The sequence below is a fragment of the Stenotrophomonas sp. Ste86 genome (genome assembly GCF_024519465.1).
In the GTDB taxonomy this organism is placed as follows: domain Bacteria; phylum Pseudomonadota; class Gammaproteobacteria; order Xanthomonadales; family Xanthomonadaceae; genus Stenotrophomonas.
Genome location: NZ_JALJRW010000005.1, coordinates 13,754 through 26,343, shown reverse-complemented (window position 1 = coordinate 26,343; position 12,590 = coordinate 13,754). Strand labels below are relative to the sequence as shown.

Here is a 12,590-nt window from a genome sequence, read left to right as displayed (position 1 = left end):
CCCAGCTCAGCGTGAAGCCATTGGTATATCGGAGGTCGGCGCGTTCGATCGGCGCCTGCGGGTTGGCCAGCTGTGGCAGCACGCGCACGAACCGCTGCAGGCGCGAGCGCGCGTCATCGCGGCCGACCACCACTTCGGTGCCGTTGCTGAGCAGCAGCGACCAGCTGCCGCGGGCATCCATGGTGACCCGCTTGACGTCCACCCCGGCCGGCGCAAACAGCGCACGTGCATCGTTGTAGAGCGCCACCACTTCTTCGGTCTGCGAGTCCGGGCCGTCCAGGTCGGGCAGCTGCAGGTCCTGCAGTTTCTTGGGGGTGGCAAACAGCTTGCCCTGCTCGGACAGCAGGCGGTCCTGGCCCCAGCGCGCGAACGGCTTGTGCTCGACCAGGCTGATTTCCAGCACGTCCGGCCACTGCTTGCGCACCTGCGCGCTTTCCACCCACGGCAGCTTTTCGATGGCGTCCTGCGCATCCTGCAGCTTGACCGCGAAAAACCCGGCTTTGGCATAGGGCAGCACAACCTGCTGCAGCTGTTCGGCCGGCACCCGCTTGAACTCGGCGTGCACGCGCAGCTTGGCCAGCGGCCAGCGTTCGGCACCGACCCAGCCGTTGAGCACCGCCACCACGGGCAGCGCTACGACCGACAGGGCCAGCAACCAGACGAAGATGCGCAGCACCGCGTTCATGCGTGGGCACGCTCCCTGTCCAGGTCCTGCAGGTGGGTCGGCAGGGTCTGTTCCAGCACGCGCCAGACCAGTTCCTCGAAGCCGATGCCAGCCTGCGCGGCAGCCTTGGGTACCAGCGAGTGGCTGGTCATGCCCGGCGCGGTGTTCACTTCCAGCAGGTAGAAGCGGCCGCTGTCGCGGTCGCGCATCACGTCCACCCGACCCCAGCCGTGGCAACCGGCGGCCTGGAAGGCGGCCAGCGCGATGCGGCGGATGTCGGCTTCGTCATCGCCGTCCAGGCCGGGGCACAGGTACTGGGTGTCCTCGGCGATGTACTTGGCGTTGTAGTCGTACCACTGGCCCTTGGGCACGATACGGATCGACGGCAGGGCCTGGTCGCCCAGGATCGCCACGGTGAGTTCGTCGCCCACCACCATCTGTTCCATCAGCAGCTGGCCGTCGTAGCGCGCGGCCAGGGCCACGGCGTCGGCCAGGCCGGCGGCGTCGGTGACCCGGCTGATGCCCACGCTGGAGCCTTCATTGGCGGGCTTGACCACCACCGGCAGGCCGAGTTCGGCAGCGGCGGCGTGCACGTCCACGCCCTCCACCAGCTTGACGTAGCGCGGCGTGGGCAGGCCTAGCGACAACCACACCTGCTTGGTGCGGATCTTGTCCATGCTCAGCGCAGAGCCGAGCACCTTGGAGCCGGTGTACGGCACGCCGAAGGCGTCCATCAGCCCCTGCACGATGCCGTCCTCACCGCCGCCGTTGTGGCCGTGCAGGATGTTGAACACCCGGTCGAAGCGCTTTTCCACCAGCGCCAGCGCCAGCGCCGGGATGCCGTCCACGGCCACCGCGTCGACGCCGCGCGCGCGCAGCGCGGCGATCACGTTGCGGCCCGAGTCGAGCGACACCTCGCGTTCGCTGGAGGTACCGCCAAGCAGCACCGCGACGCGGCCGAACACGGCCGGGTCGGTGACACGCAGCGACGGGAAGAAGATCGGGTTCATGCCGCCGGGGTCTCCGTGAATCCTTCGGTTGCGATCAGCTGCGCCACGTGGCCGATGTCGCCGGCGCCCATCAGCAGCAGCAGGTCGCCGTCCTGCAGCACGTCGGGCAGCACGTGCGACAGCTCGGCGGTATGGCCCACCACGACCGGCTCGCTGCGGCCGCGCGCACGGATGGCGCGCGCCAACGAGCGCGAGTCGGCGCCCGGGATCGGCGCTTCGCCGGCCGGGTAGACCTCGCTCAGCACCAGCGCGTCCACTTCGGACAGCACCGCGGCAAAGGCATCGAACTGGTCGCGGGTACGGCTGTAGCGGTGCGGCTGGAACGCCACCACCAGGCGCTGGTCCGGCCAGCCGCCACGGGCGGCCGCGAACACCGCCGCCAGCTCGCGCGGGTGGTGACCGTAGTCGTCGATCAGACGCACACGGGCACCGGTGTGGGTGGTGACGATGCCCAGGTCATTGAAGCGGCGGCCGATGCCGGCAAAACTTTCCAGCGCGCGGGCAATGGCGTCGGGGGCGACGCCCAGCTGCCAGCCCACGGCGGCGGCGGCCAGCGCGTTGAGCACGTTGTGCGCGCCCGGCAGCGCCAGCGTGACCGGGTAGCTGCTGCCTTCGGGCAGGCGCAGGGTGAAGCGCATGCGCGGTCCATCCTGGACCACGTCCTCGGCGCGCACGTCGGCGTTGCTGCTCATGCCATAGCTCATGACATGGCGCGGGGTCTGTGCGGCCAGCGCGGCCACTTCCGGATCGTCGATGCACAGCACGGCCAGGCCGTAGAACGGCAGGCGCTGCAGGAACTCGGCAAAGGCGGCCTGGACGCGGGCGAAATCGTTGCCGTAGTTTTCCAGGTGATCCGAATCGATGTTGGTGATCACCGACACCAGCGGGTTCAGGCGCAGGAAGCTGCCATCGCTTTCATCGGCTTCGGCCACCAGCCACTGGCCACTGCCCAGCTTGGCGTTGGCACCTGCGGCCAGCAGCTGGCCACCGATCACGAAGGTCGGGTCCAGCCCGCCTTCGCTCAGCACCGCGGCCGTGAGGCTGGTGGTGGTGGTCTTGCCGTGGGTACCGGCCACCGCGATGCCGCGGCGGAAGCGCATCAGTTCGGCCAGCATGGCCGCACGCGGCATGATCGGAATGCGCTGGCTGCGCGCTTCCATCAGCTCGGGGTTGTCATCGCGGATCGCACTGGACACCACCACGCAGTCGGTGCCGAGCACGTTGGCCGCCGAATGGCCGCGCATCACGCGCGCACCGAGGCTGGCCAGGCGACGGGTCGCGGCGTTGTCGGCGTTGTCCGAACCGGACACTTCATAGCCCAGGGTCAGCATCACTTCGGCGATGCCGCTCATGCCGGTGCCGCCGATGCCGACGAAGTGCACGCGCGGGAAGGCGCGCACCAGGTCGTTGGTGTCGTGCAGGCGACGGATCATGCGCGGCCTCGCGTCAGGCGTGCGCGGTGGCGCATAGCGGTCTTCATTTGGATTCCTCGAGGATGATGTCGGCGATGCGCTCTGCGGCATCGACCTTGGCCAGGGCACGCGCGGCATTGGCCATCTGCATGCGTCGGGCGGAATTTTCGGACAATTCGCGCAGCACGCCTTCAAGATGCGTGGCCAGCGTTTCATCCTGCTTCAGCAACACGGCCGCGCCGCGCTCGACCAGATACTCCGCATTGCGGGTCTGGTGATCGTCGACGGCGGCGGCGAAGGGCACCAGCACGCTGCCGACACCGACCGCGCACAGCTCGGCCAGGGTCGAGGCGCCGGAACGGCACACCACCAGGTCGGCCCAGGCGAAGGCCTCGGCCATGTCGGCGATGAAGGCCTCCACGCGCGCCTCGACACCGGCATCGCGGTAAGCCGCCAGCGCTTCGGCATGCAGCTTCTCACCGCTCTGGTGGCGCACCTCGATAGCGACGCGGCTGCCCAGTGCTGCCAGCGCCTGCGGCACCGCGTTGTTCAATGCGCGCGCGCCCTGGCTGCCGCCGAGCACCAGCAGGCGCAGCGGTCCCTGGCGGTTGGCCAGGCGCATGTCAGGCGGTGTGATCGCGGCGATCTCGGCACGCACCGGGTTGCCCACCGCTTCCTCGCGCTGGGCGAAGCTGCCCGGGAAACCGGTCAGCACGCGGCGCGCGAAGCGCGACAGGACGCGGTTGGTCAGGCCCGGCGCGCGGTTCTGCTCGTGCACGAGCAGCGGCAGACCATGCAGGCGCGCGGCCAGGCCGCCCGGGCCGGAGGCGAAGCCGCCGAAGGCGATCACCGCGCGCGGCTGGCGGTCGCGGATCAGGAAGCCGGCCGCGCGCACCGCACGCAGCAGGCGTGCCGGTGCGGCGAGCAGGGCCAGCTTGCCCTTGCCACGCAGGCCACTGATGGCCAGCGTATCGATGTGGATGTCGTGCGGCGGCACCAGGCGCGTTTCCATGCCGCCGTCGCTGCCCAGCCAGGTCACCGGAATGCCGCGCGCGCGCAGCACCCCGGCCACGGCCAGGCCGGGGAAGATGTGCCCACCGGTGCCGCCAGCCATGATCATCACCGGACGCGGGGAAGAAGTCGGGCGAGTGCTCATCCCATCCTCCCCAGGGTCGGTTCGATGCGCTGCTGCATGCGGCTGGTGCCCCGTGGCGAGCTGTCACGGGGGGTGCCGTCGCGCGGGGTACTTTCCTGCATGGCAGCCGCCACGGCCGACGCGCTCGGCGCCCTGCCCGGCTCGGCGGCGATCGGCTCCTCGCCTTCGGCTGCGTGCATGCGCACGGCCTGGCGGCGCTCGGCGCGATCCAGTTCATAGGACACGCGCAGCAGCAGGCCCATCGCCACGCAGGTCATCAGCACGCTGGAACCGCCGGCGGAGATCAGCGGCAGGGTCAGGCCCTTGGTCGGCAGGATGCCGAGGTTGACCCCGATCGAGACGAAGCTCTGCATGCTCACCCACAGGCCGATGCCGAAGGCGATGTAGCCGGAGAAGTGCCGCTTCATTTCCACGCAGCGCATGCCGATCCAGAACGCGCGGCCGGCCAGCAGCGCGTACAGGCCCACGATCAGGCAGGTACCGAGGAAGCCCAGTTCTTCGGCGGTGACCGAGAAGATGAAGTCGGTGTGCGCTTCGGGCAGGTAGTAGAGCTTCTGCACCGAGTTGCCCAGGCCCACGCCGGTCCATTCGCCGCGGCCCACGGCCATCAGCGCGTTCGACAGCTGGTAGCCGTCGCCCTGCTGGTCGGCCCACGGGTCCCAGAAGGAGGTGATGCGGCGCATCCGGTAGGGTTCGATGATCGCCAGCGCGCTCATCGCCACCAGGCCGAACACGATCGGCATCGACATGCGCGGCAGGTTCACCCCGCCCAGCACCAGCATGCCGGCGGTGATCGCCAGCAGCAGGGTCGACGAGCCGAAGTCCGGCTGCAGCAGCAACAGCACCACCAGCGCACCGGCCACGCCGAGCGGCTTGAGCATCGCCGGCCAGGTTGCGTTGACCTCGTCGCGGAAGCGCACCAGGTAGCTGGACAGCCACACGATGTAGAGCACTTTGACCGCTTCGACGGTCTGGAACTTGGAGAAGCCCAGGTTGATCCAGCGGCGGGCACCGTTGACGCTGCTGCCCAGGCCGGGGATGAACACCACCACCAGCAGGGCGAAGCAGCCCAGCAGCAGCACCTGGTTGTACTGCTCGATGGTCTTGAGCTCGGTGCGCATGGCGATGATGGCCAGCACGATACCCACCGCCAGGAAGATCAAGTGGCGGTTGAGGTAGTAGAACGGACTGCTCATCAACGCGATCGAGCTGGACGCGACCATCACCACGCCCAGCCCGGTGAGCGTGATGATCGCGCCCAGCAGCCACTTGTCGAAGTGGCCTCCGATGGCTTCAAGGCGGGTTGCCTGGCGCGACAGATCATTCATCAGCGGACCTTCAACGTGGCCAGGCCGATCAGCACCAGCACCACCGAGATGATCCAGAAGCGCACGATCACGCGCGGCTCCGGCCAGCCCTTCAGCTCGAAGTGGTGGTGGATCGGGGCCATGCGGAACACGCGCTTGCCGGTGAGCTTGAACGAGGCCACCTGGATCATCACCGACAGGGTCTCGATGACGAACACGCCGCCCATGATCACCAGCACCAGTTCCTGGCGGGTGATCACCGCGATGGTGCCCAGCACCGCACCCAGCGCCAGCGCGCCGATATCGCCCATGAAGACCATGGCCGGATAGGTGTTGAACCACAGGAAGCCCAGGCCTGCGCCGGCAATCGCCGCGCAGATGATCACCAGTTCACCGGCGCCGGGAATCTGCGGGATCTGCAGGTAGCTGGAGAACACCACGTTGCCCGAGGCGTAGGCGAACACGCCCAGCGCGCAGGCCACCAGCACGGTCGGCATGATCGCCAGGCCATCCAGGCCGTCGGTCAGGTTGACCGCGTTGGAGAAGCCCACGATCCAGAAGTAGGCGATGGCCACGAAGCTGATCCCGGCCAGCGGCAACGCCACCGACTTGAACATCGGGATGTAGAAGGTCAACGCCGCCGGGACATCGGCGGTGTAGAACAGGAACAGCCCGGCGGCCAGGCCGAAGATTGACTGCAGCAGGTACTTCCAGCGCGACTTCAGGCCGTTCGGGTCGCGGCGCACGATCTTGATCCAGTCGTCGTACCAGCCGATGGCGCCGAAGCACAGCATCACCGCCAGCACGACCCACACGTAGCGGTTGCGCAGGTCGGCCCACAGCAGCACCGACAGGGTGATGGTCAGCAGGATCAGCGAACCGCCCATGGTCGGCGTGCCGGCCTTGGAGAAGTGGGTCTGCGGCCCGTCGGTGCGGATCGGCTGGCCGCCCTTGAACTGGGCCAGCTTGCGGATCATCGCCGGGCCCAGCCACAGCGACAGGAACAGCGCGGTCAGCGCAGCGAGGATGCCGCGCAGAGTCAGATAGCCGAACAGCCCGAACAGGCTCTCCAACTGCTGCAACCATCGGGCCAGTTCAAGCAACATTGGGGCTTTCCTCTCCTCGCGCCAGCAGCGCTTTTACAATTTTGTCCATGGCACTGCCGCGCGAACCCTTGACCAGGCAGCGCACGCCAGCATGCAGTTCGTCGCCTAGCGCGGCGGCCAGCGTGTCGTGGTCGGTGAAGTGCCGCCCGCCCTCGCCGAACGCGGTCGATGCGGCCGCACTGAGCGTGCCCAGCGTGTACAGGCGCTTGAGCCCGGCATCGCGCGCGCGGCGCCCGGCCTGGGCGTGCAGCGCCTCGCCGTCCGGGCCGAGTTCGCGCATGTCGCCCAGCACCAGCCAGCCCTCGGCCTTGCCGCCGGCCAGCGCATCGATCGCCGCGGCCAGCGAGCCGGGATTGGCGTTGTAGCTGTCATCGATCAGCACCGCGCCATTGGGCAACTGGTGCGCGATCTGGCGGCCGGGAACGGGTTCGGCGCGGGCCAGGCCCGCGGCGATCTGGTCCAGGCCGATACCGGCGGCCAGCGCCAGCGTGGCGGCGGCCAATGCATTGCTGATGTTGTGCCGACCCGGCAAGGCCAGGGCGATCTCGACCTGCCCGTGCGGGCTGGTCAACAGGAATTGGCTGCCCGAAGCGCTCGGACGGATCGCCAGCGCCGACACATCGGCGCTGTGGTCCAGCCCGTAGCGCAGCACACGGCTGCGCGGCGGCTGGCCGACGATGTGCTGTTCGAACCAGATGCCGAAGGCGTCGTCGGCATTGATCACCGCAACGCCATCGGCCGGCAGCGCGGCGTAGATCGCGCCCTTGGTGGTGGCCACGCCCTGCAGGCTGCCCATCCGCTCCAGGTGGGCCGGGGCGACGTTGTTCACCAGCGCGTAGTGCGGGCGCACGATCTCGGTGAGGTAGGCGATGTCGCCCGGCTTGCCGGCCCCCATCTCGTAGATGGCGAAGTCGGCGTCCTCGGGCGCGTCGAGCACCGCCAGCGGCAGCCCGATCTCGTTGTTGCGGTTGCCCGGATTGGCGTAGACGACCTTGTGCTGTTCGCGCGCGACCTGTGCCAGGATGGCCAGCAGCAGGCTCTTGACGCTGGTCTTGCCGTTGCTGCCGGTGATGGCGAACACGGCGGTGCGGCGGTCACGCTGCATGCCGTGGGCGATCCGGCCCAGCGCGTGTTCGCTGTCGGCGACCACGATCTGCGGCACGGGCAGGTCGAGCAGTCGCTCCACCAACATTGCCGAAGCACCGCGCGCGATCGCGTCGGCGGCGAAATCATGGCCGTCGAAACGTTCACCGCGCAGCGCCACGTACAGGCTGCCGGGGGCAAGCGTGCGGGTGTCGTTGCTGATGGCGTCGATGGCGGTGTCATCGCCATGGATCTCGCCACCGGCCCAATGCGCGATCAGCGACAGCGGGGTGCGCTTCATGGGGCCACCTCCTGCATCCGCGACGCCAGCACGCGACCGGCGACCTCGGTGTCGTCGAAGGCATGCTTGACGCCGTGGACTTCCTGATAGGGCTCATGCCCCTTGCCGGCGATCAGCACGATGTCACCGGCGCCGGCCAGGCCGATCGCGGTGGCGATCGCGGCGGCGCGGTCGCGCTGCACGGTGGCGGCAGCGGGCGAACTCAGGCCGGCGACGATGTCGGCCACGATCACGTCGCCATCTTCACCACGCGGATTGTCGTCGGTGACGATCACCACGTCGGCGAGTTTCTCGGCGATGGCCGCCATCTGCGGACGCTTGCCGGTGTCGCGCTCACCGCCGCAGCCGAACACGCAGACCAGACGCCCGCTCAGGTGGTCGTGCAGGCTGCCGAGCGCCTGTTCCAGCGCGTCGGGAGTGTGTGCGTAATCGACCACCACGGTGGGCAGGCCGTGCTCGCCGCCCAGGCGGTTCATGCGCCCGGCGATCGGCTGCAGCTGCGAAAGCAGGTCGGCGATCGCGGCCGGTGCATGGTCGAGGGCGAACAACGTACCAGCCACGGCCAGCAGGTTGTCCACGTTGAAGCGGCCCAGCAGCGGCGACTGCACCGGATGGCGAGTGCCATCGACCACCAGGTCGAAGGCGATGCCACGGCCATCCAGCTTCAGCGAGTCCGCGCGCAGCGTGGCCTGCTGCGCGCCGCGCGAGCTCAGCCCGATCTGGCGCACGCCGGCCTCGACGGTCCGCAGCAGTTCGCTGCCGAAGCTGTCGTCCAGGTTGACCACCGCCGCCTTGAGGCCCTCGCGGTGGAACAGTCTGGCCTTGGCCGCGCCGTACTGGAGCATATCGCCGTGGTAATCCAGATGATCGCGGGTGAGGTTGGTGAACACCGCCACATCAAAGTGCACGGCGTCCACGCGGCCCTGGTCCAGCGCGTGCGAGCTGACTTCCATCGCCACCGCCTGTGCGCCGTCATCGCGCAGCTGCGCCAGCACCTGGTGCATCTGCAATACCAGCGGGGTGGTGAAGCCGGTCGGCACGACGTGGCCATAAAGACCCACGCCCAACGTGCCGATACTTCCACTGCGGGTACCAAGCAGGTGCCAGGCCTGGGCCAGCAGTTGCACGGTGGAGGTCTTGCCGTTGGTGCCGGTCACCCCGACCATCGTCATCGCGCGCGACGGGCGGCCGTGGAACTGGTCGGCCATCGCGCCCATGCGGTTGCGCAGGCCCGGCACGGCGATCGCGTCGGCCGGGGCCGGCAGCTCGGTCGGGGCCGGCGGGTCGAACAGGATCGCACCGGCGCCATTGGCCTGCGCCTGGTCGACGAAGCCCAGCCCGTGCGCGCCGAAGCCGGCGATCGCCACGAAGGCATTGCCCGGACGCACGTCGCGGCTGTCCAGCACCAGGCCGGTGATGGACGGATCGTGGCTGAGCGCCACATCGGGAAGCAGGTGCGAAAGCAACATCGTCTGGCTCATTGGGTGCCTCCCTGCGGGGGCGGCACCGTGGCGTGCGCGCTGGGCAGCGCGGCATCGAATTCGGCGGCGGCGTCCGGGGCGATCACCGTTTCCGGCGGCGGCATCGGCAGTACCGAGGCGGCGTGACCCATCTTTCCGGACTGCTGGGCGGCCAGCCACGACTCGATATCATCCGGCGGCACGTCCATCAGGCGCAGCGCGCCTTCCATCACGTTGTGGAACACCGGGGCGGACACCAGGCCGCCGTAATACTTGCCGGCCTGCGGATCGTTGATCACGATGACCGTGGCAAAGCGCGGGTTGGTGGCCGGCACCACACCGGCGAACAGCGCGTTGTAATGCCCGCGCTCGTAGCCGCCGGGGCCGGCCTTGCGCGCGGTGCCGGTCTTGCCGGCCACGTGGTAGCCCAGCACCGCCGCCTGCTTGGCGCCGCCCTGGGTGACCACGGTTTCCATCATCGCCACGACCTGCTTGGCGATATTCTCGTCGATGATCTGCTTGCCTTCGTTGCGCTGGCCCTTGACGAAGGTCGGCGCGATCAGCTTGCCGCCGTTGCCCAGCGCCGAGTAGGCGGTGGCGATCTGCAGCGGCGTGACATTCAGGCCATAGCCGTAGGACATGGTGGTCTTGGACGAACCACTCCAGCGCGCCGGACGCGGCAGCACGCCGGCCGATTCACCCGGGAATCCGCTATGCGGGGACACGCCATACCCGAAGCTGTGGACGTGGTCGTAGAAGACCTGGTCCGGCATCTTCGCGGCGATCTTGGCCGCGCCGATGTTCGAGCTGCGGGTGATCACGCCGGTGACATTGAGCACGCCGTTGTTGCGCGGCACGTCCTTGATGGTGAAGCGGCCCACGGACATGTAGCCCGGGTTGGTGTCCACCGTGGTGTCCTTGGTGACCACGCCGGATTGCAGCGCCGAGGCGATGGTCAACGGCTTCATGGTCGAGCCGGGCTCGACCAGGTCGGTCACCGCGCGGTTGCGACGGGTGTCCGGGGCCGCACCGCCAACCGAATTGGGGTTGTAGGTGGGCAGGTTGACCATGGCCAGCACTTCGCCGGTGGCCACGTCCATGATGACCATCGAGCCGCCGGCCGCCTTGTTGGCGATCAGCGCGTTGCGCAGCTCCTTGAAGGCCAGGAACTGGATGCGGCGGTCGATGCTGAGGGTCAGGTCCTTGCCCGGCTCGGCGGGGCGCAGCAGGTCGCTTTCAACGGTGTCGCCCTTGCGGTTGCGGATCACCCGCTTGGCGCCGGCCTTGCCGCGCAGCCATTCGTCGAAGGCCAGCTCCAGCCCTTCCTGGCCGCGGTCGTCGATGTTGGTGAAGCCCAGCACGTGCGCCATCGCCTCACCCTGCGGGTAGAAGCGACGGAACTCACGCTGCGAGGCCACGCCCGGAATTTTCAGCGCGACCACCTTTTCCGCCTCGTCCGGATTGATCCGGCGACGCAGGTACATGAATTCCTTGTCCGACTTCTGCGCCAGCTTGGAGGTCAGCTCGTCCAGCGGCATGCCCAGCGCGGTCGCCAGTTCGGGGATGCGGTCCTGCGAGCGCAGCAGTTCCTGCGGGTTGACCCAGATCGAAGCCACCGGCGTGGACACCGCCACCGGCTCGCCGTTGCGGTCGGTGATCATGCCGCGCGAGGTGTTGATCGGCAGCTCGCGCAGGTAGCGCGCTTCGCCCTGGCGCTGGTAGAACTCGCTGTTGATGATCTGCACATAGGCCGCGCGGCCGACCAGCGACACCGAGCACAGCCCAAGCGCCAGACCCACCCACTTCAGGCGCTGGCGCAGGTTGAAGCTGTTGCGTGCACGGTTGCGACCGGACTTGTTCATGGCCGTACCACCACCACGTCCGCCGCTTCGGGGAACTTCATGCCGAGCTTCTCGCGGGCGACGCGGTCGACCCGGGTGGACTCGGCCAGGGTCGCCTGCTCCAGCTGCAGGCGGCCGAATTCGATGTTGATCTCATCGCGCGCACGCTCGACCTTGGACAACTCGATGAAGGTCTGACGGTGGCGGTGGCGCATGAACACCACCCCGATCGCCGAGGCGATGGTGCAGGCCAGCAGCACGATGAGCAGCAGGCGACTCACCCGGCCACCTCGCGCTTTTCGGCCACGCGCAGCACCGCGCTGCGCGAGCGCGGGTTGACCGCCAGCTCGTCGTCCTCGGCCTTGATCGCGCCGCCGTGCAGATCCAGGGTCGGCACGAACGCGGCCAGCTCGGGCAGCCGGCGATTGCTCGGCGGGGCCTTGGCGTGACGGTTCATGAACTGCTTGACGATGCGGTCTTCCAGCGAATGGAAGCTGATCACCGCCAGCCGGCCACCGGGCTTGAGCCGCGCCATCGCCGCGTCCAGGCCGGCTTCGAGGTCGGCCAGTTCACGGTTGATGTGGATGCGGATGGCCTGGAAGCTGCGCGTGGCCGGGTGGATCTTGTCCTTGCCACGCGGCATCACCGAGCCGATCAGCTCCGCCAATTCGGCGGTGCGGGTGAAGGGCTGCTTGTCGCGGCGGGCCACGATGGCCTTGGCGATACGGCGGCCCTGGCGCTCTTCGCCATAGGTCCACAGCACGTCCATCAGCTCGCGCTCTTCAACACGGTTGAGCCACTGCGCGGCGCTTTCGCCGCTGTCCGGGTCCATGCGCATGTCCAGCGGGCCGTCCTTGCCGAAACTGAAACCGCGCTCGGCCACGTCAAGCTGCGGCGACGACACGCCGAGGTCGAACAGCACCCCGTCCAGGCCGTCGGCGGTGGCCTCCCAATGCAGCAGGTCGGCGAAGCTGCCACGGAAGATCGTCACGCGCGGGTCCGGCGCGAAATCGCGCTCGGCAACCGCAATCGCTTCGGGATCCTTGTCCATGACCAGCAGCCGGCCTCCGGGACCGAGTTGCTCGAGCACGCCGCGGGCGTGACCACCACGACCAAACGTGCCATCGAGATACGTACCGTTTTCGATCACCCTCAGGCCATCCAGGACCTGCGTGTACAGAACCGGCAGGTGCCCCGCCGGCGACTGCGACACCGGAAGGTGACCGGTCTGCGCTGCTCCGCGCATCCGG

The 12,590-nt window shown here is 68.6% G+C and carries 10 protein-coding genes and 1 pseudogene; all 11 read right to left on the bottom strand.

From position 1 onward, the window contains the following. Positions 1–10: 10 nt before the first annotated feature. A pseudogene (locus NR101_RS06735) lies at positions 11–685 on the bottom strand (cell division protein FtsQ/DivIB); the annotation flags it as partial. After that, positions 682–1,674 (bottom strand): D-alanine--D-alanine ligase, encoded by a 993-nt coding sequence (locus NR101_RS06730; protein WP_256774912.1) that lies wholly within the window; start codon positions 1,672–1,674, stop codon positions 682–684. The pseudogene NR101_RS06735 and the gene NR101_RS06730, both read right to left, overlap by 4 nt. Continuing rightward, on the bottom strand, positions 1,671–3,107 hold the full coding sequence (gene murC, locus NR101_RS06725) for a UDP-N-acetylmuramate--L-alanine ligase (protein WP_256774911.1): 1,437 nt from the start codon (positions 3,105–3,107) through the stop codon (positions 1,671–1,673). Before murC ends, NR101_RS06730 begins: the two co-directional genes overlap by 4 nt. Before the next feature lie 43 nt (positions 3,108–3,150). Next, entirely contained in the window at positions 3,151–4,242 is a 1,092-nt protein-coding gene (gene murG, locus NR101_RS06720; protein ID WP_256774910.1) for an undecaprenyldiphospho-muramoylpentapeptide beta-N-acetylglucosaminyltransferase, read from the bottom strand. Further along, positions 4,239–5,570, bottom strand: a complete 1,332-nt coding sequence (gene ftsW / locus NR101_RS06715; RefSeq protein WP_256774909.1) for a putative lipid II flippase FtsW — start codon at positions 5,568–5,570, stop codon at positions 4,239–4,241. The genes murG and ftsW overlap by 4 nt, the downstream gene beginning before the upstream one ends. Further along, positions 5,570–6,655: a phospho-N-acetylmuramoyl-pentapeptide-transferase gene (gene mraY / locus NR101_RS06710; RefSeq protein WP_256774908.1), complete on the bottom strand. Its 1,086-nt coding sequence runs from the start codon at positions 6,653–6,655 to the stop codon at positions 5,570–5,572. Before mraY ends, ftsW begins: the two co-directional genes overlap by 1 nt. After that, entirely contained in the window at positions 6,645–8,039 is a 1,395-nt protein-coding gene (gene murF, locus NR101_RS06705) for a UDP-N-acetylmuramoyl-tripeptide--D-alanyl-D-alanine ligase (protein ID WP_256774907.1), read from the bottom strand. The genes mraY and murF overlap by 11 nt, the downstream gene beginning before the upstream one ends. Next, entirely contained in the window at positions 8,036–9,520 is a 1,485-nt protein-coding gene (locus NR101_RS06700; protein ID WP_256774906.1) for a UDP-N-acetylmuramoyl-L-alanyl-D-glutamate--2,6-diaminopimelate ligase, read from the bottom strand. The genes murF and NR101_RS06700 overlap by 4 nt, the downstream gene beginning before the upstream one ends. Continuing rightward, entirely contained in the window at positions 9,517–11,361 is a 1,845-nt protein-coding gene (locus NR101_RS06695) for a penicillin-binding protein 2 (RefSeq protein WP_256774905.1), read from the bottom strand. Before NR101_RS06695 ends, NR101_RS06700 begins: the two co-directional genes overlap by 4 nt. After that, complete coding sequence (gene ftsL, locus NR101_RS06690) at positions 11,358–11,621, bottom strand: cell division protein FtsL (RefSeq protein WP_256774904.1); 264 nt, start codon at positions 11,619–11,621, stop codon at positions 11,358–11,360. Before ftsL ends, NR101_RS06695 begins: the two co-directional genes overlap by 4 nt. Beyond that, positions 11,618–12,586, bottom strand: coding sequence for a 16S rRNA (cytosine(1402)-N(4))-methyltransferase RsmH (rsmH, locus tag NR101_RS06685; RefSeq protein ID WP_256774903.1), 969 nt, complete (start codon positions 12,584–12,586; stop codon positions 11,618–11,620). The genes ftsL and rsmH overlap by 4 nt, the downstream gene beginning before the upstream one ends. Positions 12,587–12,590 lie beyond the last annotated feature (4 nt).